Origin of the sequence: Aquimarina sp. MMG016, from assembly GCF_018100805.1 — a bacterium.
Taxonomy (GTDB): Bacteria; Bacteroidota; Bacteroidia; order Flavobacteriales; family Flavobacteriaceae; genus Aquimarina.
Map to the genome: position 1 here is coordinate 486,940 of NZ_JAGJEA010000001.1, position 26,017 is coordinate 512,956.

A 26,017-nucleotide genomic window follows, 5' to 3' on the forward strand; every position below is an offset into this window, starting at 1 on the left:
TTGTCCAAATAATATTTATGTTTTCGTCTTATTAGTATGTAAATCACAAATAAAGAGTTTAAAAGTGTTTCCTCTTATGTAAAGCAAATATTAATGTTTACCACATCTATGTTAAAAAACTGTGAAACTTAGGAAACTTTTAATGTTTTTAAAGTTTCCTCTTGTACATTTGCACGAAATATTTAAGTCCCTTAATGAAAGAAAAAATAATAGAGAAAGCGAATGATATGTTTTTAAACTTAGGTTTTAAGAGCGTTACTATGGACGATCTTGCATCAGAAATGGGGATCTCTAAAAAAACTATCTATACTCACTTTCAGAACAAAACTAAGCTAGTAGAGGCTACAACCGATCACCTATTTTGTACAATAAGTGATGGTATAGATGCCATTTTAGAAGAAAAAAGAGAACCAATCGAAGAATTATATGCTATCAAAGCTTTCGTAATGTTCCACCTAAAAGATGAAAAAACATCGCCTCAATATCAGCTTCAGAAATACTACCCTAAAATACACAACAATTTAAAGGTAAAGCAATTTGAAGCCATGCAAGAATGTGTGATCGAAAACCTGGAAAGAGGCATCAAAAAAGGGGTTTTTAGAGAAAACATAGATGTCGAAATTATATCGAGATTTTATTTTGTGGGAATGATAGGAATTAAGGATCAAGAAATGTTTCCGAGACAAGCATTCCCTGTATCAAAATTGATGACAGATTATCTAGAATACCATATACGAGGTATTGCTACTGAAAAAGGATTAAATATTTTAAACAATCTAACAAAAGAACAATAAATTATGAGAAACAACCTTTGGTCATTTTGTTTCTTTTGCTTATTCTCATTATTAACTTTTGCCCAGGAAACTCCTGTTTCCTCGCAATATTCATTCACCTTGGATGAAGCGATAGAATTTGCATTAGAAAATAGTTACAAAGCAATTAATGCACGACGTGATGTTGCTAAAGCCTTAAAAAGAAAATGGGAAGCCACTGCAGAAGGTCTACCACAGATTGATGGCAAGATCGATTATCAAAATCAACTAAAACAACCCGTGACTGTTTTACCTGGAGAGGTAGTAGGTGAAGAACCCGGTACATTCGTTCCAGTAATTTTTGGAGTTAAACAACAAGCTACAGCAACAGCTACATTAAGTCAAACTATTTTTGACGGTTCCTACCTAGTTGGGGTCGAAGCTGCTAAAAGCTTTTTGCAATTCAGCAATGATTCAGAAGAAAAAGCACAACTAGAGGTACGAAAAAGTGTTATCAATGCTTATGGTAGTGTTTTAGTTTCTGAGGAAAGTGTAAAAATCCTTCAAAACAATCAGAAAACTTTACAAAAGAATTATGATGAGGCTAAAAAAACTTTCGAAAATGGTTTAAACGAAGAGGAAGATGTAGAACAGTTACAAATAACTTTGCTTCAAACCACTAATCAGTTAAACAATGCAAAACGCCAGGAAAAAATTGCTTTGCAGATGTTTAATCTGACTATAGGAGTAGATGTAAACTCTAACACCGTTTTATCAGATGATCTTGATAGCTTAACAATGAAAAATATCGATCGTTCAGCCACAACTTCTAATTTTAACATAGAAAATAATGTAGATTACAAATTAGCCTATTTGTTTACCGAACAAAGAAGACTTGAATTAAAACTGGAAAAAAGTAGAGCATTACCTTCTATATCTGCATTTATAAATTACGGTACTGCGGCTTTTGATAATGACTTTGTGTTTTTTGAAAATAGTACACCTTGGTTTCAATCTTCTATTTTAGGAGCAAGCATTAATATACCAATCTTTAGTTCCTTAAAAAGAAGCGCAAAAACACAGCAAGCCAAAATAGCGCTAGAGCAATCTAAAACTGACTTTATGGAAGCCCAACAGCAAATACAGCTTCAATATAACTCTACCGCTAGTGACTATCAGCTTGCTATAGAAACTTATGAAACCACAAAACAGAATCTTGCATTAGCCGAAAGAATAGAAAACAAAAATCAAATTAAATATACAGAAGGACTGTCAAGTAGCTTAGAGCTAAGACAAGCGCAACTACAGTTATACGGCGTACAACAAGAAGTATTACAAGCTATGCTTGGTATTATAAACAAAAAAGCAGAATTAGAAACGATCATAAATACACCAAAAAATTAATCACCACTATGAAAAAGTTACTTACTATAGTATCCATATCTATACTTATCATATCCTGTGGGCAAGACACTTCAAAATCTATTGATAAAGTTATCGAAAAAGGTAACTTAACTGAAATACGTGCCAAAAGACAAGAGATTGTTGATAAACAGCAAGAAATTGCAGACCAGTTAAATACATTGGATAAAGCGATTGCTTCTTTAGACACAGTTCAAAAACTTCCTTTAGTTACCACAATAACTGCTAAAGACACCTTGTTTAATCATTATTTAGAATTACAAGGAAATGTAGAAACCAAAAAGAACATTGTTTTATATCCTGAAACCCCTGGAACTTTAACTCGAGTATATGTTAAAGAAGGTCAACGTGTAACAAAAGGTCAGATTTTAGCTAGAATTGACGATGGAGGAATCAGCCAACAACTCTCACAAGCAGAAGTTGAAGCACAATTAGCCAAAACTACCTATGAACGTCAAAAAAAGTTATGGGAACAAAAAATAGGTTCAGAGATTAAATACTTGCAAGAAAAAGCCGGATACGAAGCAAAACAAAAAGCAGTTGATCAAATCAAAAGACAACTAGCCAAAACTACGGTAAATGCACCATTTTCAGGCATCGTAGATAATGTGATGGCAGAACAAGGAAGCGTCGTTGGTAATCAGACAGAACTAATTCGTATCGTTAATCTGGATGATATGTATATAGAGACCGAAGTTCCTGAAAGTTATATTGCCACAATCACCGTTGGCAAAAAAGCTCAAGTCTATTTTCCTGTATTAGGAAAAACTATAGATACCAAAGTTCGTCAAGTAGGAAACTATATCAATCCTAACAATCGTTCTTTTACCGTGGAAGTAGCCGTTCCAAACAAAGAAGGAATCATTAAACCTAATCTTACAGCTAAAGTTAAGATCAACGATTACACTAGCGAGAAAGCCATTTTAATCCCGCAGAGCATTATTTCTGAAAACTCAGAAGGTGATCAGTACACCTATGTTACTTCAGGAAAAGATGCTAAAAATGTAGCTGAAGCTAAAAGAGTAATTGTACAAACGGGAAAAACACAAGGTGATTTGATTGAAATTCTTAATGGTATCAACAATGGAGATGATATCATTAGCGAAGGTGCCAGAAGTGTAAGAGATGGTCAAAAAGTAGAAATCATAAACTAAAGCCTTATGGAAAAAGTTAATAACAACAAAAAAGTAGATAAGGAGTTTAGATTATCCTCTTGGGCAATAGACAACCCAACAACTATCTATGTAATGATTGCTATATTTTTGGTATTAGGTCTTTCTGCATATTTCTCCATGCCAAGAGAAAACTTTCCGGAGATTAACGAAACCAAAATATACATAAGTGCCCCTTATCCCGGAAATACGGCCGAAGATGTTGAACGTTTGATTGTAGATCCTCTCGAGGATAAATTAAAAAACGTAAGCGATGTAGTCGAAATTGTATCCACTTCTCAGGAAGATTATGCGATTATCACAGTAGAATTTGATGAAGGGCTTACCATTCCAGAGGCAAAACAACGAGTAAAAGATGAAGTTGATTCTGAAAAAGCGAATGAAGATTGGCCAACCTTTAATAATGCTAAAGTAGAACCTGATGTTTTTGACTTAAGTATTTCTGAGGAAACCCCGATTATGAACATCAACATTACTGGTGATTATCCAGTTGACAAGCTAAAAGAATATGGAGAATACCTCGAGGATGAGATTGAAGATCTTCTGGAGATCAAAAAAGTAGACATTCGTGGAGTTCAGGAAAAAGAAGTAGAAGTTGCAGTTGATATTTATAAGATGATGGCTGCAAAGGTAAGCTTTGATGATGTCCTTAATACCATCAAGAATGGAAATGTAACCATGTCTGCCGGAAATATGATCACTAGTGGACAAAGACGTACGATACGAATTCTGGGAGAAATTGATAGACCTACAGAATTAGATGATTTTGTAGTAAAATCCCAGGATGGAGCAGTATATTTAAGAGATATTGCAAAGGTTAGTTTTAAAGAAGAAGATCATACTACATATGCCAGGGAATTTGGAGATAATGTAGTAATGCTGGAAGTAAAAAAACGTTCTGGTAAAAATATGGTTGAAGCTGCTGAAAAGATAAATCTAATTGTAGAAGATGCTAAAGAAAATGTGTTTCCAACAGATCTTAATATCAGTATCGCTAATGATCAATCCTCAAAAACCATTAATCAAGTAGATGACTTGGTAAACAACATTATTTTTGGGATTATATTGGTAGTAGGTGTTCTACAGTTCTTTTTAGGATTCAGAAATGCACTATTTGTCGGATTTGCAATCCCTATGTCTATGTTTATGTCCTTTATGATTTTATCCTTATTAGGATACACCATGAATACCATGATCTTATTTGCTCTAATTATGGGATTAGGAATGCTGGTAGATAATGGAATTGTGGTGGTAGAAAATGTATATCGTTTGATGGAAGAAGAGGGTATGTCTCGTATTGAAGCTGCCAAAAAAGGGATTGGTGAGATAGCGTTTCCTATTATTATTTCTACTGCAACTACCATTGCCGCATTTGTTCCTCTTGGGATGTGGCCAGGAGTAATGGGTGAGTTTATGATTTATTTCCCTATAACACTTTCTGTAGTATTAGGATCCTCTTTATTTGTTGCCATTTTTATCAATTCTATGTTGGTATCAAGATTTATGGAAATTGGTGAAAAAGTATTAACCAGAAAGCAACTTATCCGTCTAAGTCTTATACTTGGAGGATTCGGGACTTTTATCTTAATATTTGGTGGACAGGTTCGAGGTCTAGGAAGCTTAATGATCTTTACGGCAATTATGTTTTGGTTGTATCGATATGCATTAAAAGGAGCAGCAAACTTCTTCCAAAGAAAGACTTTAGTTTGGTTAGAAACCAAATATCAAAACTTTTTAAGTTATGCACTAAAAGGTTGGAGAGCCTATGGGTTTGTTGCAGGCACTTTCTTATTGCTTTTTATCGTTTTTGCTATGTTTGGTGCTTCAGTAGGCAGTCAACGTACCAAAATAGAATTTTTCCCTGATAACAAACCTAATCAGATTATTGTTTATATCGAATATCCACAAGGTACAGATATTGATAAAACCAATAAGATTACTGAGGATATTGAGAAAAGAGTATATGCTGTGATCAATGATCAGGAGTATGTTGAAGGAGATGATTATAACTTCTTAGTAGAAGCTGCAGTTTCTCAAGTCGGAGAAGGTGCAGGTAATCCTCAGACTGATGGAGGAAGTAACGCAGAAATGCCGCATCGCGCTAAAATTATAGCTGCAATGCGCGAATATAAATTTAGAAAAGGAAAAGATTCTGAAGTATTACGTCAACAGGTTCAAGAAGCATTAAAAGGAATTTATCCCGGAGTAGCCATTTCGGTAGAAAAAGATGCTGTCGGACCGCCAGCAGGATACCCTATTAATATTGAAATTGAAGGTAATGATTATGATGAGTTAATCAATATCGCAGAACAGATGCGAAACTTTATTAATGAGAAAAACATTCCAGGAATTGAGGAATTAAAAATAGATGTTAATAAAGGGAAACCAGCAATGCAAGTAGTAGTAGATCGAGAAAAAGCTGGAGAACTTGGTGTTGCTGCCGGTCAGGTCGGTAATCAACTACGTCGTTCTATTTTTGGAGAAAAAGCTGGTGTCTATAAAAAAGATGGTGAAGATTATGATATTTATGTGCGTTTTAATGAAGAAAACAGATATAACACCAATGCTATATTTAATCAAAATATCACCTTTAGAGATCAGGCATCTGGGCAAATTAAGGAAATTCCGGTTTCTGCAGTTGCTAAACAGAAAAACACATCTTCTTTTAGTGCTGTAAAACATAAGGACACTAAGAGAGTAGTAACAGTATATTCTGGTTTACAACCTGGATATACTGATGCAGGAGCAATAGTATCTCAGATCCAAACCGAAATGGCAAGTTTTCCTAAACCCCCAAGAGGTGTAAAAATTGATTATACTGGTCAGATTGAAGAGCAAAATAAGCAAATGGCATTTTTAATGGGTGCCTTCTTTGCAGGGCTTGGATTGATTATGCTATTATTAATATTTCAGTTTAGCTCTATTTCTAAGCCAACAATTATTATGATTGCTATTTTCTTAAGTTTTATTGGAGTATTTGGTGGTATTCTGATTACAGGAGCTGCTTTCGTAATTATGATGACTATGATGGGGATTATATCTCTTGCAGGAATTGTGGTTAACAATGGGGTGGTACTACTGGATTATACTCAGCTCCTTATTGACCGTAAAAAAGTAGAGCTTGATGTTCCTGAAAACGAATTATTACCCAATGAAGAAGTTATGAAATTAATTATCCAGGGAGGTAGAGCTCGTTTAAGGCCAGTAATATTAACTGCAATCACTACGGTATTAGGACTAATTCCTTTAGCCATAGGATTTAATATAGATTTCTTCTCTTTATTTAATACTGGAGATCCTAAAATTTATATGGGAGGAGACAATGTAATATTCTGGGGACCTTTAGCCTGGGCAGTAATCTATGGATTAATCATAGCTACCTTCCTAACACTTATTATTGTTCCTTGCCTATTCTTCATTGTACATCGGGTAAAAGTACGGTTTAGAAAAACTAGTGTTGCCAAAATCAGCGAAGAAGTTAACGATGAAGGTATCATTGCAGGTAACCCTGCAACTACCTGATATTTAGATTTGTAAAATTGAAAGAAAAAACGCCGCAGTAATTGCGGCGTTTTGATTTTTATAAAATTTAGATTTTATTGATTTTCAGATAACGGAATAGGTAGTACATTAAAAACTTGATCTCCGGCTCTATCCAACGGTAATGTATCAGATAAATCATATCTTCTTAAATCAAACATTCTATGGTTTTCTGACCATAAAGAATATCTTCTTTGGTTTAACATTTCTGTAGTAAGAGCAGCAGCGGTTTGCACTCCGCTATAATTTGCTAACCCAGCAGCATTACGAATTACGTTCAATGCATCTTCTGCATCTTGTAAATTGTTAGCTAAAATGCTAGCTTCAGCATATACTAAGATTAATTCCTCATTTCTTATGATATCAATTGGATCAACATTAGTAGCATACAGTCTAGTTTCGTGGGTACCAGTTAATCCATCTTGAACACTTGGATCCGTTCTTAGTGCAGCTTTTGTGGTTACTCTTGTATCACCTGCCTCAGCTTCATTGATCCAACTATCGTGCACAACAATCTGGTCTCCATTACTAGCAGATGTAGGTGTGGAAGGCACTCTAAAAACAGGATTTGCACGATCTCCACTACTTTGACTAAATACATGTTTAGGACCCAACTCGAGATCTCCAGTTAAATCAAAATATGAAGCAGTCAAAGCGGTCAAAGCATCACTACCATTCTCATCATAAATCGCTGCTACTGCTGCTACTGCTCTATTGAATTGAGCGAATGTTGCAGGAGTACTAAATCCATCAAAACCATTACTTAAAGGAAAAGCAAATGAGCTTCCCGCATTATTCAAATTGGTATTTGCCTCATCCAACAAATTCCTCACTACTGTAATAGCTTGATCAAAATCTAAAACTGGTCCTAAATTATTAGGGTCTGAAACATCTACTCTTGCCACTCCATATGATTTTAAAACTTGAATAAGCTCATATGCGACAAAAGTTTTTGCAAATCCTATATATCCTTCTCTTTCCTCTGCAGTAACTGATTCTGTATTATTAACGGCTCCTATAAGTAAATTTGCGTTTTTAATACATCGGTAACTACCATTCCATTGCGAAACACTATAAAAAGCACTATTACTAAGTCGACCACCATTAGCTCCTAATACATCTCCTGTATTTCCCGGATCAGCATCAAACAAATACAATTCTCTAGCCATTGTTCCACTTACAGTAACCTCTACACCCAATCCATTTCTTGAGGTTGACTCCAAACCTACCGCTAATTGATTCAATTGATCAATAGAAGCTCCTGATTCAACTCCTCCAATACTTGGTCCATTAGGGTCCACAACTTCATCAAATTCACAAGAAGTGAAAATCGTAAAGATAAAAGCCATGACCATTACTAATCTTAAACTTATTTTTGATATTTTTTTCATGATTACTCTATCTTAAAAATTAACATTTAAATGAAAATAGAACTGTCTGGAACTAGGAAAAGGTGTCACCTCTAACCCACTCGACAGTCCTGCTCCACCATTAACAGAAACTTCCGGATCATAACTACTATAGTCAGTAATTGTAAAAATATTTCTACCCGATATCCCAAGTTTTATTCCTTCTACACTATCCCCTAATAAATTAGTAATTGTTTTTGAAGGAAATCTATAATATATTGCGGCTTCCCTCAATCTAACATAACCAGCATCCTCAATCAATCGTCTTAAATCAGAAGAAGCAAGACGTGCTTGTCCTTCAGGTGTTTCTAAATCAGCAGAAGTCCTTCCAGAATCCGTCAGTAGCCTTGTAAGGTTTAAATTCTCACCACCTTCTTTCCATTGTAGTAAAAAGGACACATCTAATTGCTTAAATATGGTAAATCGATTATTAAATGCCATCTGAAAGTCGGGTTCGACATTACCTATTTGAGTTTGAACCCCATCTACGTCACCAACTATTTGTGTAATAGGCTGCCCTTCTTCGATAAAGAAAGTTCCAAATCTTGTTCCAAAACCAGCTCCCGGTTGTGCAAACGCAGGAACATCTAGTCTTGTAACTTCTGAAGTGTTTTTATAAAACTGAACTCCTGTATTCCAAGAAAAAGTATCATTATCAAAGACATCTGCACTTAACGCCAATTCGATACCTTCATTAGTTAAATCTGCCAGGTTAGTAGTCTCTGTTGTAAATCCAGAGGATGATTCTAATTGCCTAGTCAGAATTAAGTCATCAACTTGGCGATTATAATAAGTAGCTTCTAATGAAACTCTACTATCCAAAAATCCAATATCAAAACCAGCTTCAAATTCTTTTGAAGTTTCAGGCTTAATACCAGGATCCCCTCTTAGACCTCTAGGTGTTAATCCTCCATTACCACCAATATTAGAAGAATCAAAACTAGTAAATGTATCTCCAAAAGTAGCCGGATTTCCAGCTTCACCATAAGCAGCTCTTAATTTTAATTGATTCATTACTTCTAGATTCCAAAAGTCAAAATTAGCAACATTCACCGCTAAAGATGCTTTAGAAAACCCGTAAAATTCATTAGGGTCTCCATTTCTAGTTGATTTATCCAAACGATACCCTAATGTCGCAATCAGTTGATCTTTGTAATTAGCCTCTACTTGACCAAAATAACCTAAATCTCTTTCTTTAGCTAAAAATTGATCTAGTACTTGATTTACTGATTGATCTACATTGGTTTGACCAGGAGTAAGATCTGAACCTTGACTATTTAAAAAGTTTCTTTCAATATCAATATAAGCAGTACCTAGCTGACTAGTTAGGTTTAAATCACCTCCCAAAGATGTATTATCCCAAACAAATATTGCTTGATTGTTAAATTGGATAATATTGTTCTTTCCTTGGGCAATAAATCCTTCTTGTCCTCCGATCTGTGCTTGATGTGTCTCAGGAACATACACATATGTTTCATTTGCTAAGTAATCCAGACCCCCGCTAATTAAGAATCTAACTCTATTATTATCTGTTGTTAACAACTTTACATTCAACTTATAGCCTTGTAAAAACCTGTTAGTAGCATCTTCATTTCTTGCCTGATCTCTAACAAAAATCATATTACCATTAGCATTTGGATTATTTGGATAATCACCATTAGCATCAGGGAACAAATTAATCCAAGGTCGAGTAAATGCTAAATTATATCCATAACTCAATCCACCTTCATTTTCATTACCTGTAAAACTTCTGCTATTATTACTTTTTACATAGTTAGAGTTTATAGAGAAGTCAAAAACATTCGAAATTTTATGATCGATATTAGCTCTAATGGATAGCCTATCAAAACCAGTGTTTTTAATAATTCCTCCTTCATCACGATAAGAGCCACCTACATAAAATTTAGTTTTTTCATTTCCGCCAGCAGCACTAAGCCTGGTCTCAGTAATAAAACCTGTTTCTCCGTAAATTTCATCTTCGTAGTCAATTAAACCACCACTTGCTATAGCTTGTTCAAATAAAACACGTTCAGCTGCACCAAATGTATCTTCTACAGACTGTGCTGTCCATGGTCTTAATCCCAGAGGGTTTGCAATCTTTGCAAATCCAACATCTTGGTTAAAACTAATCTTTGTTTTACCACCTTTACCTCTTTTTGTTGTTATTATGATAACCCCTGCACTTGCACGTTGTCCATAGATTGCTGCCGCGGAAGCTCCTTTAAGCACCTCAATATTTTCAATATCATTAGGGTCTAAATCCGCTAATCTATTAGCGGAGTTTTCTTCATTACCTCTATTAGCCCCAGATGCAGCTCTTAGACCTGTAGGGATTTCGTCGTTATTATAATATACTCCATCAATTACAAAAAGCGGCTGATTTTGACCATTTATGGACGAAACTCCTCTTAATCTAAGTGCAAAACCTCCTCCTGGTGCACCGGAAGAAGAAACTATATTTACACCGGGTACTTTACCATATAATGCCCCATCTACTGTTGGTTGTCCTGTGTTACCAACTAACTCTTCAGCAGAAACAGTTGCTACAGCATTGGCAAGGTTAGCTCTTTTGATAGAAGTACCTAAACCTGTAATAACAACTTCTTCCAGAGATTCTGAGGATTCTGCAATCTCTACTGTAATATCGCCTGCAGTTTGCACGTTAACAGAAGTTTCGGCAAAACCTAAAGCAAAAACCTTAAGTGTCGCTGGTAAACTTCCAACTGTTATAGAAAAGTTTCCATCGATATCACTAGCAGTTCCATTATTAGTGCCATCTTCTACAACATTGACAAAGGCTGCGGGTTCTCCAGAGCCTTGAATGACTACCTTTCCGGTAATTGTTTCCTGTGCTAGTAGCATCACAGGAAAAATGAATAATAACAATAGCAAAAGCCCATTGCTATGATTTGTGTGTTTTCTCATAATGATTTGTTTAAATTTTTGCTTCGCTAAAGCTATTAAAAGATAATTATAAAAAAATGTTAAAACTAACGATTGTTCGTACAAAAAACGTAAAAACCTTAACATAGATGTAAAAAAACCACAAAACCAATACAACAACCTCAACAAAATACTGTTGCCTTAACATTAAAATTTGATTTTTCATTTTTATTGAAACTCCACTTATTTATCTCAAAACTTCTTATTTTTGCTCCCTTAATAACAGATATTATGTACAGAAGTCATTCATGTGGTGAATTACGCGCCTCAGACATCAATAAAGAAGTAACCATCTCTGGATGGGTTCAAAAGTCAAGGGATAAAGGGTTTATGATTTGGGTTGATCTGAGAGATCGTTACGGGATCACTCAATTGATTTTTGATGAACAACGTACACCAAAAGATGTTGTAGAAAAAGCAAAAACTTTAGGAAGAGAGTTTGTTATTAAAGTCACAGGAACGGTTATAGAACGTGAATCTAAAAATAAAAATATTCCTACAGGGGAAATAGAAATTTTGGTAAAAGAATTATCTATACTAAATGAAGCTCTTGTTCCTCCTTTTACCATAGAAGATGAAACTGATGGTGGTGAAGATATCAGGATGAAGTACCGATACCTGGATATTCGACGTAATCCTGTAAAAAACAGCTTGATGTTTCGTCATCAGGTAGCAATGAAGGTAAGAAATTATCTTTCTGAAGAAGGTTTTATAGAAGTTGAAACCCCTTATTTGATTAAATCCACGCCTGAAGGTGCTCGTGATTTTGTAGTTCCTTCTCGTATGAATGAAGGTCAATTTTATGCACTTCCGCAATCGCCACAAACTTTCAAGCAGTTATTGATGGTTGGGGGAATGGATAAATACTTCCAGATTGTAAAATGCTTTAGAGATGAGGATCTTCGCGCAGATAGACAACCTGAATTTACTCAGATAGACTGCGAAATGGCATTTGTAGAGCAAGAAGATATTCTACATATTTTCGAAGGACTTACTCATCATCTCATCAAAGATATTAAGGGAGTTGAAATTAATGAATTTCCTAGAATGACTTATGATGAGGCCGTCCGTACTTATGGTAATGACAAACCGGATATTCGTTTTGGGATGAAGTTTGGTGAATTAAATGAGGTTGCTCAACATAAAGACTTTAAAGTTTTTAATGATGCCGAATTAGTGGTTGGTATTGCTGTTCCGGGTGGTGCTTCGTATACCCGTAAAGAAATTGATAAACTTATCGATTGGGTGAAACGCCCTCAGGTTGGAGCTCTAGGAATGGTATATGTAAAGTGTAATGATGATGGAACTTATAAATCTTCTGTAGATAAATTTTATGATCAAGAGGATTTAGCTAAATGGGCGAAGTCTACAGGAGCCAAAGCCGGCGATCTTATCTGTATTCTTTCTGGTCAAACCAATAAAGTGAGATCACAGTTAAGCGCATTACGTATGGAACTAGCAGAAAGATTAGGGTTAAGAAATCCTGAAGAATTTGCGCCGTTATGGGTAGTTGATTTTCCTCTATTAGAATGGGATGAAGAAACAGAACGCTACCATGCGATGCATCATCCATTTACATCTCCAAAACCAGAAGACATTCCTTTATTAGACACTAAGCCAGGAGATGTTAGAGCAAATGCCTATGATTTGGTATTAAACGGAAATGAAATTGGTGGTGGATCAATTCGTATTCATGATAAGGAAACTCAAGCATTAATGTTTGACCATCTAGGATTTACTCCTGAAGAAGCAAAAGCTCAATTCGGGTTCTTAATGGATGCTTTTCAATATGGTGCTCCCCCTCATGGTGGAATTGCATTTGGTTTTGACAGATTAGTGGCAATTCTTGGAGGCCAGGAAACAATTAGAGACTTTATAGCCTTTCCTAAAAACAACAGCGGTAGAGATGTAATGATCGACGCCCCCGCAAATATTGATGAGGAGCAACTCAAAGAATTAAATATCAAACTTGATTTGTAATATAAAACATCCCGCCAAAAGCGGGATTTTTTATACCTTTATTAAAATCAAGATCCAATCCAAATATGGCGAGTCCCCAAAAGAAGACATTGCTTTATCGATTATTAAAATGGCGTTACCGAAATATCTCTAATAAGAACTTCATTCTTATTCTTAGTATTTTTATAGGGTTTACCGCTGGTCTTATATCTCTTTTATTAAAAAATATCACTCACTTAATCCAAGTTGTTTTAGAAAGTGATATTATCTCTTGGCAAACATCTTTCTATTTTATCATACCTGTCATCGGTTTATTGATGGTTTATATTTTTACTAAGTTTATCATCAAAAAGGATGTAAAATCGGCTATACCTCTAATACTATATTCACTTTCTAAAAAAGATGGGGTGATCAAACGTATTAATGGATATCTGCCACTTATTTTAGCTCCAATTACAGTTGGATTTGGAGGATCAGTTGGGCTATTAGGACCTGCTATAGGATCTGGTTCTACCTTAAGTTCAGATATTAGTAATTTATTCAAGTTAGATACTAAAACTCGCTTCCTGTTAATTGGTTGCGCAGCCGCTGGTGCTATATCTGCTGTTTTTAAATCACCTTTGGCAGGATTGGTTTTTGCGGTAGAAGTATTCAGTCTAGATCTCACACTTACCTCGTTATTACCATTGCTTTTTGCTTCGGTATCATCCATAATTACCTCTTATTTTTTTCTAGGAGATGAAGTGCTATTTCGATTTGATGTATTAGAAAAATTTGACATTTATGACACCCCTTTTTATATCATCTTAGGGATAGGAACCGCGTTTGCTTCAATATATTTTACTAAAATGTATTTTGGTATTTTACATTTCTTTGACCGATTTTCAAAAAAAATACATCGTCTTTTGATCGGTGGACTTGCTATTGGTATCATGTTATATTTCATACCACCTCTTTATGGTGAAGGTCTTGGTTTTATAAATGATCTATTACACGGTGATCACATTACAGCTATTGGTAAAAGTCCATTTGATCATATGACGGATAATATTTGGATAGTTATTGCCTTATTAGCAGGTATTACTGTTTTTAAAGCTGTAGCTATGACAGCCACCTTTGCCGCAGGAGGGTCAGGAGGTATTATTATCCCAACTATGGTCATGGGTAGCGCCTTAGGCAATGTAGTTTCTAAGGTTATTAATAATCTAGGTATTGGCTTTCAAGTTTCTGAAGCTAATTTTACTTTATTAGGAATGGCTGGACTTATAGCAGGTGTATTGCACGCCCCGCTTACATCAATATTTCTAATTGCAGAAATCACCTCCAGTTATGAATTGTTTGTACCTCTTATGATTACTACTGCGATATCTTTTATTATATCAAAAAACAAAATAGAACATAACATCTATACCCGTGAACTTGCAGAACAAGGAGATTTATTAACACATGATAAAGATCAAACTGTTTTAACTCTCATGAATCTGGGAGACTGTATTGAAACCAATTTTATTTCGGTTAAATCAAATTTCACTTTAAAACAATTACTGAGTGAAGCGGTAGCAAAATCAAATAGAAATTTATTTCCGGTTATAGACGAAATGGATCATCTTATTGGCATTGTTAAGCTTGACGATATTAGAGATATTATGTTCGATATTACCTTGTATCACAAAACAACAGTAGAGATGCTAATGTCTACTACCACTACTATTATTGTTTTTGAAGAAGATGATGCAAAAACAGTAATGAAAAAATTTCAGGATACTGGAGTATGGAATTTACCGGTAATCAAAGATGGTAAATATCACGGTTTTATCTCAAAATCGAAATTACTTACTTCTTATCGCAGAAAGTTGATTAATTTTACTAGGTAAAGATTTGAACTTGATGTAAAAAATCAAATTATAGAATGTCTGACAAAAAGAAAAACCTATTGAGGTTTATCCCAACAGGTTTCTTTAATTCTATATGTATTATTTAAGCATTATTCTTTAATCAACTGAAAAACTTGGTTTTGAGCATTAAAAGACACTTTCATTAAATACATTCCTTTTGTAAGATTTGGGGTATTAATCTCAATTATATTTCCTTGAATATTCATTAATGAGCCATCTTCGATAACTTTTTTACCTAAAAGATCATACATTTCTAATTCTACATCCTCTAACTTTATTGCTGAACTCAAAAAAGAAACTTTTACTGAATTAGCAAAAGGATTTGGCCATGCTTTTACAAAACTAGGACTCAATGTATTTATATCTTCAACACCAAGTATTCTTAAGGTTGGCTTCCCTATCAACACCAGTCCAAAAGTCGTCCCAAATGTTACGGTTCCATTAGAAACTGTTGCCAACGTACCCGAAAAATAATCCTGTAGCTCTGTTCCATCCGACCAAATCCCAAATACATTCAACGCTCCTGTAAAATCATTATCGTTACCAGTATACACAAGAGCTTCATCTTCAAAACCATTTTTATTGTATTCTCTCTTAAAGGTATATGGACTATCCTGTAACTTAGTATGTTTTCCTGCTCCCACCGCAATATGCTCTCTTCTAAATTTTCCTATTTTCTGAAAGTGTTTTAACGTTAGAGAAGCTAAAGAATTAGGGTTATTTAATTCATTAAAATTCATATAAGATCTTAGTGTGGCATCTCCATCTGCGCCCCCACCAGGAGTTAATGTCCTAGCCGTCTCATCTCCGTAATATATTTGTGCCGGCCCCGGAGTTAATAATAATTTAGTACCTGCTTCAAAGGTTTTTTCTCGATTTCGGTCAAAAACCTGATCAGTATCATGATTCGTTAAAAAATTCATTGCGCTTTTGCCATCTCCCAATTGATTTTGTAACAAATTATCGTACCTACTAAAAATACTTTCTAAACCTTGGTTGGCATTAAACCTAAACTCAAAATTAATTAGATTAGCAAAACCGTTACTATAATAATCCACGTTAAAACCATCTCCTGTAAAACTTCTTCCCATACTGGGAGCGTTATAATTAAACACCTCTCCAGTCATCCAAAAATCTAAATCATCTAATTTTTTATTTGGATTATTACTCTTCCATTCTCTTAAGGCTATAATACCTTCAGCTTCCAGCTCTTTCCAAACAAATTCTTCTACGTGCTTTACAGTATCCACTCTAAACCCATCTACTCCATATTTTCGAACATAGTCTGTTAACCACTTGATAATATAATTTCTTGGAGACCTCGGTTTTCCTGTTCTAGTAAAAAAATCATTAAGTTCACTTTCCTGTTCTGTTCTACGTCCTTCTTGCTCCCACTTACTCAATAACCAACCAGGCAAACTTACATCATCATTAGAATCAGTTCTAATATCTGGTAAATTATCAACTAGTTCGCAAGGTATCGTACCCTGAGGTCCTTGAAAATTACAATTTGGACTCCTTCTCACCCATTCATCTGGCCAGGTTTGGTTCTGATCAACAGAGTTCTCTGGCCCGACATGATTCAATACTACATCCAATAGTATTCTTATCCCATGTTTATGGGCAGTATCCACAAAGATTTTAAAAAGATCGTCTGTTCCTAAATTACGATCTATTGTTGTCCAATCCTTTGCCCAATATCCATGAAAAGCATATCCTGCACTTATAGAACCGTAGATATTTTCTATAGGAGGTGTAATCCAAATAGCATTTACTCCTAAATCATCAAAATAACCTTCATCTAACTTATTGATTAAGCCTTGTAAATCTCCTCCTTCATAACTTCTTAAAGGTGGACCATTCTGCGCCCTACCATATGCAAAATCATTAGAAGTATCACCGTTTTCAAAACGATCCGTAAGAACAAAATAAATCGTAGCATTTTCCCAAACAAAGGGTAGGTTTACATCAGATTGGGAATACCCTTTTTTTGACAAACAAAGAATGGTTATCACCCCAATTAATATTTTTTTTCTCATTGTGCGATTTTTTTAATTTTAGTTTGTGTTTGATTTATATATAATCTTTAATTAGTTTAGATTTGAAGTATGTTTTGAACTACTGATAGTAATTGTTTTTTTTAAACGCATCTTTTATAAATCTATTAGTTTACTATTGTACGAAAACCTTTGATTGTTAATAAGTTATTCTGAAACCATTAAAAAAAGTGAATCCAGTATTATGAAATATATCATTCGTATACTATTTTTTGCAATTATTGTAGCAGTAAGTACCGGCTATTATTTTAAAAACTCAGGAGATCACGCTACGGGAGATAAATGGGTAGGAATAGGAATATTGGCTGCTTCTTTCATTCTAATGCCAATTTTCATTTATCATAGATGGAAAAATAAAAAAGTAAAAGATTATATGCTTACTGAAGAAAACCTTAATAAAATGAGGGATTACGAGAAGAAATTGGATAAAAAAAAGCACTAAATTTTCTAAATATTCACATTTTCATAACGATTCATTAAATTTTTACTGCTACCTTTATTACTTAAATTTTATTTTTTATTACAATGGAAGGAACAGTTAAATTTTTTAATGAATCAAAAGGTTACGGTTTTATTACCAACGACGAAACAGGTAAAGACATCTTTGTACATGCAACTAGTCTGAATGGCGAAGCATTAAATGAAGGTGACAAAGTAGAGTATCAAGAAGAAGAAGGACGCAAGGGAATCATTGCTGCACAAGTGCGTGTGATTCACGATTAAGATATAGTATTACTAAGTTTCAGAAACGCTACTTTTGTGGCGTTTTTTTATTCCTTAATGTTATATTCTACTTTGTATGCAATCGCTTGCCTCATAAGAAATTCTAAAATCTTCAAGTCATCCTTTATCCTAAGTAATTCCTGCATCTCGGCTTGCTCATTAATATAATCTAAAAAATTATAATACTCAGCTATCGGGATTTTGAGTTCTTCAACAATAAGTTCTTCTGTATAAAAATCAGTAATTTCTGCACTTACTTCTGTAAATATTTTTTTCTTTCTAAAAGTGTTATTAACTAAGTCAACCAAGCCCATCAGATCTATAGGGGTTGCTTTCATTTCATCTCCCAGTGCATAATTCTTTACAGGAGATTGAGCATCATTAAATCCTTCTACTCCTAACCGTTTTAGTTCTGCAGCATTCCATAATGGTAAGTTCTGCTCATAGGTAGGGATCATTTTTAAGTCCTTTTTGACATCTCCAGATAAAGAATATTGAGAAATTATTACCTCATCCAATTGATTTACGAAAAACTCTAACCTGACAACAAAATCGTCATTATCCAAATCTTCTGATCTTACTTTATGTGTTTTAGAAGTATATTCTACCGAAGAAAAATGTATGACATCGCCCACATCTGCATTTATTTCAAAATATCCATTTTGATCACTGACAACACCTAACTTCTGAGTCGTATTGATAATATGAATAACACTGACCTGAAGCGTATCTGCAACAATCTTACCCTGAAGTTTTGAATTTTCCTGGGCAAAACCGACAAAAGCAAAACATAGTACAAAAATAAAAGTAATGTTACGCATCTAAATCATCTAATGCATAAAAAGACCAGATCAAGAGAGTAGCGTTGCAGTATTTTAATTCAGATTCCTTTTTTCAATAAAAAACCGTTTTAGGATTTCGCTACATTCCTCTTCTAATATCCCACCAATCATTTCGGTTTTTGGGTGTAGTTTTGTACCCATCACAGTGCATCCCCTTTGTTCATCTACAGCTCCATAAACAATTCTTTTTATCTGACTCCAATATAAAGCTCCAGCACACATTTGACAAGGTTCTATGGTAACATATAGTGTGCATTCTTTTAGATATTTCCCTCCGAGATAATTAGCTGCGGCTGTAATTGCCTGCATCTCGGCATGTGCAGTGACATCATTCAATAATTCTGTAAGATTATGTGCTCTGGCAATCACTCGATCAGCCACTACTATAACCGCACCTATTGGAATTTCTCCTTTATCATAAGCTGATTCTGCTTCCTGAAGTGCTTTTCGCATAAAATGAGCATCATCGTATGGATCAAACATAATATCGAATTTTGAAGTAAATCTAGTAAATAAATTCTTCGTATTCTGAAGGAAATAAAAGTTTATTAAGAACCGCTACAAATTGGTATTTTTGTGCTATGGCTACATCGCTACTTTCTCAAATAAAATACCCTTCGGATCTTCGAAAACTCTCTAAGCCCGAATTATTACAACTTGCTAATGAGCTACGCGATTTTGTTATCAATATTGTTGCGACAAAAGAAGGGCATCTAGGAGCAAGTTTAGGTGTTATCGAGCTTACTATTGCTTTACATTATATATTTGACACGCCAAATGACCTATTAGTTTGGGATGTGGGACACCAGGCATATCCACATAAAATCCTAACCGGAAGGAAAGATATATTTCATACCAATCGACAATTAAATGGTATTAGCGGATTTCCAAAACGTAGTGAAAGTGAATATGACACTTTTGGTGTAGGACATTCCTCAACTTCTATTTCAGCAGCGTTAGGAATGGCAATTGCTTCTAAACTCAAAGGAGAACTAGGAAAACAACATATCGCTGTGATCGGAGATGCTTCTATTGCCAGCGGGATGGCTTTTGAAGGGCTAAATCACGCCGGAGTTACTGATGCAAATATGTTAATTATCCTAAATGACAATTCAATAGGAATCGATCCTAGTGTTGGTGCATTAAAAGAATATCTTACTAAAGCTAAAGTAGGTTTTAAACCTAAAACCGACAATATAATTGAAGCTTTGAATTTTGATTATTTCGGACCTATTGACGGCCATGATTTACCTAATTTACTCAAAACATTTGAGCAACTAAAATCTAAATCCGGTCCCAAACTTTTACATATCATAACTACCAAAGGTAAAGGCTTAAAACAAGCTGAAGAAAATCAGGTAAAATATCACGCCCCCGGAAAATTTGATGCTACTACCGGTGATTTGATCTCAAAAGATAGTACTTCATTACCACCTAAATTCCAAGATGTATTTGGCCATACAATTTTAGAACTTGCGAGGATAAATAAAAAAATTGTTGGTATTACCCCAGCTATGCCAACTGGTAGTTCTCTGAAATATATGATGGAAGAAATGCCAGATCGAGCCTTTGACGTAGGTATTGCAGAACAACACGCTGTTACATTGGCTGCAGGCATGGCGACACAGGGATTGATTCCTTTTTGCACAATTTATTCTACTTTTTTACAGCGAGCATATGACCAACTTATTCATGATGTGGCTTTACAAAATCTTCCGGTTATATTTTGCATAGACCGTGCCGGATTAGTTGGTGCAGATGGAGCAACACATCATGGCATTTTTGATATTGCATATTTGAATTGTATTCCGAATATGATCGTTGCTGCACCGGCTAATGAAATTGAATTACGCAACTTACTACACACAGCTTCTTTAGGACTAAAACAACCTATTGCAATCAGATATCCACGAGGGCGAGGTCATATTAAAGATTGGCAAAAACCATTTCAGAAAATTGAAGTAGGTAAAGGGACTATCTTAAAAAAAGGATCTGATATAGCAATCATCTCTACAGGAAGCATTGGCTATAATGCAACTAAGGCCTTAGAAACCCTTAAAGAAAATATAAGTCATTATCACTTTGGTTTTATCAAACCTCTGGACTCTACTTTATTGAAACAAATTCTACAAGATCATAAAACTATTATTACGATCGAGGATGGAGTTATTAAAGGTGGTTTTGGGTTTTCGATACTAGAATTTGCAAACCAACATAATTTCTGCAATAAAATTATCAATCTAGGGGTTCCTGATGAGTTTATTCATCAAGGAACTGTAGAGCAATTACATGATATTTGTGGAATCTCTTCATCAAAGATCAAAGAAACAATTCTGAGCCTCCTACATTAGTTTTTTAAATATATAAGCTCTATCAAATTTTAGTTTAGAAATTCATAATACATTTTTAGAAACTCAAAGCCTATTTTGAGAAAATATTTAGCTTACTAATCATACTTATTTATCAATTTTGTCACATCAAAAAATGATTCAGTATTATATAAAAACAACAAATGAAAAAATTTGATTTACTACTAATTTTAATGTGTATTTTCACATTCTCATTTATTTCCTGTGGAGAAGATGATGACCAAATAGAACCTCCTGTAATTGAAACGGAATTAGAAATTACAGAAGCTAATCTAATTGGATCATGGAAACTAACTTCTGAAACAGAAAACGGAGTTGCACTAGTACTAGATGCATGCGAAGTACAATACACCATAAACTTATTTGTAAATGAACAAGGAGAAAACCGTGCAACTTTTATAGAGGATATATCAAATGGAAGTGATTGTGAACTATCAACTAGCAACGAATATGTTTGGTCTCTATCCTCTGGCAATATCCTGAATACAGAACTTGTCGATGGTGGTTTTGATCAAGATTCAGAAAAGATAATTGAATTAACTACAACCACACTTAAATTCGAATATAAAGAAGTAGAAGATGGTGAAGAGTTTGTTTATATAGAAACTTATACTAAGAAATAAAATAACGTCGACATTCTACTTAACCTGTCAAAAAAACTTTTTAGACAGGTTTTTTCTTATCAAAGACTTTGTAATTATTCTAAAACGGAAAAAATCACCCAGCATTAAAAAGGAAACAGTACAAATCAAAAAAAGCTGAATAACAATATTATCATTCAGCTTTAATCATTAACGATATAGACGGATCAAAACTAGTTTATCACCATTTTAGAGGTAGATATAGCTGATCCATCTTCTGACTCAATTCTAAGTAAATAGATTCCCGGTCTAACATTAGTATCTACTCTATAAATGTTATCTATTTGGGCTTTATCTATAAAAATAATTCTTCCATTCATATCAAATATAGAGATGGTACTATTTCCAATACTTTGAGAAACTCTTATATTAAAACTACCAGTGGAAGGATTCGGCTCTATCTTAAAAATACCTTCATTAACATCATCCACTCCTAGCGTCGAACAATCTAACTCAGCAACAGGAGGTAAATCAAAAGCTTCTGTTTGATCGGTCCTTAATAATGTATCTCCTTGAGTTGCACTCCAACCTAGTCCTCGTCTTGCAAAAACCCCCCATATCAAACAAGCATTAGCACCACCATTAGCAGCTTCATCAGCGGCCAAAATAGCATCACGCCCATCTATAAATCCAGGGCTACAAGGTTGCAATTTCAAACCATCAATAACTAATTGCATTGCTTTATTGTTTCCTCCAGTTCCATTATAAAGATCAGGATCGAATCCTTCTTGTTCTATCAAAGCCCAAGTTAAATCCCATAACATAGATGCCCAAACTGAACCCACTCCATGTGGAGCAGAAAAATTAACTTCATCGTTAGTCATATCATAGGTAACCGGATTGACATTTATATTTGTACTGTACGGAAAAGGCCTTATTCCTACTCCCGTTACTGGTTGTCCTATAGCAAACGTACCAATACCTCTAGAATCTGCGCCTGTATCACCAGCTTCAATTGTCATCATCAGAGCAAACCAATCTGACCAGCCTTCTCCCATTTGCTCTGTTGTTTGCAAACAATTACCTTCTGCATCAAAATCTACACAAGCTCTTAAACAACTTGAATTAACAGCTCCTCCAGTAAGGCGATTAGAAATCCCGTGTCCATATTCATGAATAATAATTCCATTATCAAAAGAACCATCCGTTGCCAGTATATTCAATCCCGCATCTGATAATGTAACATTGACTGTGTTACCAGTCATCTGATTGATAATAGCTTCTCCATCACTCATACCTATCATAACCGCAGGTATAGTAATTGCTCCATTATCTCCACCCATAGCAATTGGATCTGTAGCCGCATTATTAACAACTAACACCGCAATAGCTCCAGCTTCTTGACACCTGAAAACCTTATCATCAAAATTGCACTCCCCTCTTCTTACCACAGCTATATTTCCATTAATAGCAGCTCCATTTATTAAAGAGCTACAAGCATCACTCAAGTTTGGAGTTGCATTATCATCAATTGCCAAAACCAAATTTGCAGTGATTCCCGCTGGAAACTCTGGCGCATCTACATGTCCAGGATCAAAACTATTATCTACAATACTATAAGATCCTGCAGCAGCAGTATTATTAACCACAAACACCTGTGTATTAGGATCAGATTGTGGATTCCACAAAAACATCTGCATTCTCGGGTTAGAACCATCTGGTGGTGTTCCAAAATTAGCATTATTAAAACTAGAGCCATCTATAGCATCTGCACGGACTTCATCACCCCCTGATCCACCATTTCCATAGTTATTAAATTGAAAATTTCCAGAAGCTTCATCAAATCCGTATTGATACCAAACATCATGAACCACATTGTTCACATAAAACAAATTAGTAATTGAAGCATTTTCGTGATTAGCAACCACTCCATTCGGATCATATGGAAAATCAAATTGAAGACTAGCACCGCCATCAGCTTGACGTCCAGTTCCATTGTTTCCATTAAAATCCTCATATACGATTACATTATTACCCGTAGTAGTTGTAAAATCTGCACCAGTAACTCCGTTTGTATCATGCCATCCAAATGGCGAAGCAGTAGCATCTTCTTGCCCTGAAATTAATTGCCTACCACCATGATTAGGGCTTTCTATAGAAGGAATCTGAAATACATTATATACAGGATCCATTATAAAACTAGAAGCTTCTGATGTTGACTTCAATAATATAGAAGGTTTTTTAATCTCTGTTTGGTTATGAATATGACTATCAAAAGTACACTCCACAATCCAATCATTCATACTATGCAGTTTACCATTATTAGCATCAATTCTAATATTAAACCAGTTCTTACCGTCTAATGTGTGAATACTTAGCTCCCAACATAATACAAGTTTATCATCCTTAAGCTCATAAATCAATTCTACTGGAATATCATCAATAGAAATATTTCCTTTAGACATTAAAACAGCATTATTACTTCCAGATTTTTTATTAAGAGTTTTAATGCCTTTAGCCACACCCAGACCAAGAGATAATGAAGCGTTATTAACAGCACTCTTAGGAGATATGGTAGATGTTATGGTGTTTATTTTAGAAAAAATATCATTAATATATGTACCTGCAAAAGAAATAACCTTTCCATTTTTAATTGCAAAACTCCCGACAGCATTTTTTATAGGAATACCCTTATATTGTTGTACTACATAAACATTATTAGCTTTCAGGCTTTTAGAAAAAGATTCGGATTGAATTTTAAGTTCAGAAATATCTTTAGAAGACATTCCTTGTTCCTGTAAATAGTTTTTAATCAATTGAAGGCTAGTAGAAGATTGAGCATGAACAAAATTCAAACCCAAAAAAACCACAATAAACAAAGTGTAAAATCGTCTCATGTATTATAAATTTTATAAAATAAGCCTTATACCTTACATGTAATATTTTCCCAAAACTTATGTGAAGATGTGATAAATATACATATTATATCTGTAACCCTTTAATTTTCTGAAACTTCAATAAAGCATTACCATCCGTTAGACTTGCAACATAATTGCTGATACTTATCAATCTATCATACAAATTATCATTCTTATAATCGAAGTTTTTTCCTTCAGCTTTCAGAATTAACTTGTCATAGTTTGAACTTTCTGATCGGTTATGATTCTCTGTAGCTTCACAATAGCGACCTAACAACGTCGCCAGAATCTCATATCCTGCAATTTCTTTTTCGACAACTTCAGAACTTTGATAAATTTTAGAGATACAAATATTGATAATATCATCAATTTGCGCTTGGTATTTACTTCTATCGATCAATGCATTATCAAAACTACCTGATAATATCTGTTCTTCATTTTCGATAAAAATATTTGCCGCTTCTTGTATCAATGTATTAATTGCTAATGACCTCAAGTAACTGAGGCGATCTGCTGTGGTTACCAGATTATTATATTTAGACGTATTAATGCTATCCTTTACGAGCTTGATTAAATATTCAAGCGCATATTCTTCCTGAATCAATCCTAAATTAATCCCATCTTCAAAATCTATGATGGTATAACAAATATCATCAGCAGCTTCTACCAAAAAAGTTAAAGGGTGACGACTATACGTAGTCTCTTCTCCTATTTTATGTTTTAGCAAACCTACTTCTTCGGCCACCTTATCAAAGAAAGGTTTCTCGTTCTGAAAATATCCAAATTTCTTATGTGATATGTGTTTGGTTGGTTTTTTAGGAAGAGATTCCTTAGGGTATTTCATAAATGCTCCCAGCGTAGCATAAGAAAGTCTTAATCCGCCTTCGATTCCTTCTCGTGACTCAGTAAGAATTTTAAATCCATTAGCATTTCCTTCAAAATCAATTAGGTCTTGATATTGCTTTGGGGTTAATTGATTTTTATATCTTTTTCCATTTCCAGTTTTAAAGTATTCTCCAATCGCTTTTTCTCCGGAATGTCCAAATGGCGGATTTCCAATATCATGGGCTAAAGCGGCTGCCGCTACAATAGCTCCAAAATCATTAAATTGATATCCATGTATTGTAGACAAATGTGGATGCTTTTCTAGAATCTTTTTCCCCACAACTCTACCCAAGGACCGACCTACTACTGAGACTTCAAGGCTATGAGTTAAACGTGTATGTACAAAACTAGTTTTAGATAATGGTATTACTTGTGTTTTATCTTGTAAGCTTCTAAAGGCTGAAGAGAAGATAATACGATCATAATCCACTTCAAAACCTAATCGCGTTTCATCCTGTTCCTTACGTAATCTTTTATTCTTATCTCCTTGTCTTTTTAAGGACAGGAGCTGTTCCCAATTCATCATATTTTTAAGAAAATCCGAATATAC

The 26,017-nt window shown here is 34.6% G+C and carries 17 protein-coding genes; 10 read left to right on the forward strand and 7 right to left on the reverse strand.

The window, feature by feature from the left end; genetic code table 11:
- Positions 1 to 194 precede the first annotated feature (194 nt).
- Genes J8M14_RS02000 through J8M14_RS02015 form a run of 4 tightly spaced genes read left to right on the forward strand, consistent with a single transcriptional unit; the run spans position 195 to position 6,868 of the window.
- Positions 195 to 794, forward strand: coding sequence for a TetR/AcrR family transcriptional regulator (locus J8M14_RS02000; protein WP_211072667.1), 600 nt, complete (start codon positions 195 to 197; stop codon positions 792 to 794).
- A gap of 3 nt (positions 795 to 797) precedes the next feature.
- Positions 798 to 2,156, forward strand: a complete 1,359-nt coding sequence (locus J8M14_RS02005) for a TolC family protein (protein WP_211072668.1) — start codon at positions 798 to 800, stop codon at positions 2,154 to 2,156.
- A gap of 8 nt (positions 2,157 to 2,164) precedes the next feature.
- Entirely contained in the window at positions 2,165 to 3,328 is a 1,164-nt protein-coding gene (locus tag J8M14_RS02010) for an efflux RND transporter periplasmic adaptor subunit (RefSeq protein WP_211072669.1), read from the forward strand.
- Positions 3,329 to 3,334: 6 nt separating this feature from the next.
- A complete protein-coding gene (locus tag J8M14_RS02015; protein ID WP_211072670.1) occupies positions 3,335 to 6,868 on the forward strand; it encodes an efflux RND transporter permease subunit in 3,534 nt (1,177 codons plus the stop codon).
- Positions 6,869 to 6,942: 74 nt separating this feature from the next.
- Here J8M14_RS02015 and J8M14_RS02020 read toward each other — a convergent pair whose 3' ends face one another.
- Together J8M14_RS02020 and J8M14_RS02025 are read right to left on the reverse strand one after the other, a co-directional pair.
- A complete protein-coding gene (locus tag J8M14_RS02020) occupies positions 6,943 to 8,277 on the reverse strand; it encodes a RagB/SusD family nutrient uptake outer membrane protein (RefSeq protein WP_211072671.1) in 1,335 nt (444 codons plus the stop codon).
- Positions 8,278 to 8,289: 12 nt separating this feature from the next.
- Positions 8,290 to 11,220: a SusC/RagA family TonB-linked outer membrane protein gene (locus J8M14_RS02025; RefSeq protein WP_211072672.1), complete on the reverse strand. Its 2,931-nt coding sequence runs from the start codon at positions 11,218 to 11,220 to the stop codon at positions 8,290 to 8,292.
- 249 nt (positions 11,221 to 11,469) lie between these two features.
- On the opposite strand from J8M14_RS02025, the gene aspS reads away from it, so the two are divergent.
- Complete coding sequence (gene aspS / locus J8M14_RS02030) at positions 11,470 to 13,218, forward strand: aspartate--tRNA ligase (RefSeq protein ID WP_211072673.1); 1,749 nt, start codon at positions 11,470 to 11,472, stop codon at positions 13,216 to 13,218.
- 65 nt (positions 13,219 to 13,283) lie between these two features.
- Positions 13,284 to 15,071, forward strand: coding sequence for a chloride channel protein (locus J8M14_RS02035; RefSeq protein WP_211072674.1), 1,788 nt, complete (start codon positions 13,284 to 13,286; stop codon positions 15,069 to 15,071).
- 110 nt (positions 15,072 to 15,181) lie between these two features.
- On the opposite strand, the gene J8M14_RS02040 is transcribed toward J8M14_RS02035, so the two are convergent.
- Positions 15,182 to 17,131 carry an alpha-amylase family glycosyl hydrolase gene (locus tag J8M14_RS02040; RefSeq protein ID WP_211072675.1) on the reverse strand — a complete coding sequence of 650 codons (1,950 nt, stop codon included), beginning with the start codon at positions 17,129 to 17,131 and terminating at the stop codon, positions 15,182 to 15,184.
- A gap of 202 nt (positions 17,132 to 17,333) precedes the next feature.
- Here J8M14_RS02040 and J8M14_RS02045 point away from each other — a divergent pair, with 202 nt between their 5' ends.
- Complete coding sequence (locus tag J8M14_RS02045; RefSeq protein WP_211072676.1) at positions 17,334 to 17,591, forward strand: hypothetical protein; 258 nt, start codon at positions 17,334 to 17,336, stop codon at positions 17,589 to 17,591.
- Between the two features lie 83 nt (positions 17,592 to 17,674).
- Entirely contained in the window at positions 17,675 to 17,872 is a 198-nt protein-coding gene (locus J8M14_RS02050; protein WP_211072677.1) for a cold shock domain-containing protein, read from the forward strand.
- Positions 17,873 to 17,919: 47 nt separating this feature from the next.
- On the opposite strand, the gene J8M14_RS02055 is transcribed toward J8M14_RS02050, so the two are convergent.
- Positions 17,920 to 18,693 (reverse strand): carboxypeptidase-like regulatory domain-containing protein, encoded by a 774-nt coding sequence (locus J8M14_RS02055; RefSeq protein ID WP_211072678.1) that lies wholly within the window; start codon positions 18,691 to 18,693, stop codon positions 17,920 to 17,922.
- A 54-nt stretch (positions 18,694 to 18,747) separates the two neighbouring features.
- Positions 18,748 to 19,197, reverse strand: coding sequence for a nucleoside deaminase (locus J8M14_RS02060; RefSeq protein WP_211072679.1), 450 nt, complete (start codon positions 19,195 to 19,197; stop codon positions 18,748 to 18,750).
- A 98-nt stretch (positions 19,198 to 19,295) separates the two neighbouring features.
- On the opposite strand from J8M14_RS02060, the gene J8M14_RS02065 reads away from it, so the two are divergent.
- Both J8M14_RS02065 and J8M14_RS02070 read left to right on the forward strand, forming a co-directional pair.
- Complete coding sequence (locus J8M14_RS02065; RefSeq protein ID WP_211072680.1) at positions 19,296 to 21,065, forward strand: 1-deoxy-D-xylulose-5-phosphate synthase; 1,770 nt, start codon at positions 19,296 to 19,298, stop codon at positions 21,063 to 21,065.
- 161 nt (positions 21,066 to 21,226) lie between these two features.
- On the forward strand, positions 21,227 to 21,706 hold the full coding sequence (locus J8M14_RS02070) for a lipocalin family protein (protein WP_211072681.1): 480 nt from the start codon (positions 21,227 to 21,229) through the stop codon (positions 21,704 to 21,706).
- A 191-nt stretch (positions 21,707 to 21,897) separates the two neighbouring features.
- Here J8M14_RS02070 and J8M14_RS02075 read toward each other — a convergent pair whose 3' ends face one another.
- A complete protein-coding gene (locus tag J8M14_RS02075) occupies positions 21,898 to 24,561 on the reverse strand; it encodes a T9SS-dependent M36 family metallopeptidase (RefSeq protein WP_211072682.1) in 2,664 nt (887 codons plus the stop codon).
- An 85-nt stretch (positions 24,562 to 24,646) separates the two neighbouring features.
- Positions 24,647 to 25,990, reverse strand: a complete 1,344-nt coding sequence (locus J8M14_RS02080) for a deoxyguanosinetriphosphate triphosphohydrolase (RefSeq protein ID WP_211072986.1) — start codon at positions 25,988 to 25,990, stop codon at positions 24,647 to 24,649.
- Positions 25,991 to 26,017 lie beyond the last annotated feature (27 nt).

Coding starts and splice junctions, on each gene's coding strand:
- J8M14_RS02000 (WP_211072667.1), top strand. CDS start 195: ATGAAAGAAAAAATAATAGAGAAAGCGAATGATATGTTTTTAAACTTA.
- J8M14_RS02005 (WP_211072668.1), top strand. CDS start 798: ATGAGAAACAACCTTTGGTCATTTTGTTTCTTTTGCTTATTCTCATTA.
- J8M14_RS02010 (WP_211072669.1), top strand. CDS start 2,165: ATGAAAAAGTTACTTACTATAGTATCCATATCTATACTTATCATATCC.
- J8M14_RS02015 (WP_211072670.1), top strand. CDS start 3,335: ATGGAAAAAGTTAATAACAACAAAAAAGTAGATAAGGAGTTTAGATTA.
- J8M14_RS02020 (WP_211072671.1), bottom strand. CDS start 8,277: ATGAAAAAAATATCAAAAATAAGTTTAAGATTAGTAATGGTCATGGCT.
- J8M14_RS02025 (WP_211072672.1), bottom strand. CDS start 11,220: ATGAGAAAACACACAAATCATAGCAATGGGCTTTTGCTATTGTTATTA.
- aspS (WP_211072673.1), top strand. CDS start 11,470: ATGTACAGAAGTCATTCATGTGGTGAATTACGCGCCTCAGACATCAAT.
- J8M14_RS02035 (WP_211072674.1), top strand. CDS start 13,284: ATGGCGAGTCCCCAAAAGAAGACATTGCTTTATCGATTATTAAAATGG.
- J8M14_RS02040 (WP_211072675.1), bottom strand. CDS start 17,131: ATGAGAAAAAAAATATTAATTGGGGTGATAACCATTCTTTGTTTGTCA.
- J8M14_RS02045 (WP_211072676.1), top strand. CDS start 17,334: ATGAAATATATCATTCGTATACTATTTTTTGCAATTATTGTAGCAGTA.
- J8M14_RS02050 (WP_211072677.1), top strand. CDS start 17,675: ATGGAAGGAACAGTTAAATTTTTTAATGAATCAAAAGGTTACGGTTTT.
- J8M14_RS02055 (WP_211072678.1), bottom strand. CDS start 18,693: ATGCGTAACATTACTTTTATTTTTGTACTATGTTTTGCTTTTGTCGGT.
- J8M14_RS02060 (WP_211072679.1), bottom strand. CDS start 19,197: ATGTTTGATCCATACGATGATGCTCATTTTATGCGAAAAGCACTTCAG.
- J8M14_RS02065 (WP_211072680.1), top strand. CDS start 19,296: ATGGCTACATCGCTACTTTCTCAAATAAAATACCCTTCGGATCTTCGA.
- J8M14_RS02070 (WP_211072681.1), top strand. CDS start 21,227: ATGAAAAAATTTGATTTACTACTAATTTTAATGTGTATTTTCACATTC.
- J8M14_RS02075 (WP_211072682.1), bottom strand. CDS start 24,561: ATGAGACGATTTTACACTTTGTTTATTGTGGTTTTTTTGGGTTTGAAT.
- J8M14_RS02080 (WP_211072986.1), bottom strand. CDS start 25,990: ATGAATTGGGAACAGCTCCTGTCCTTAAAAAGACAAGGAGATAAGAAT.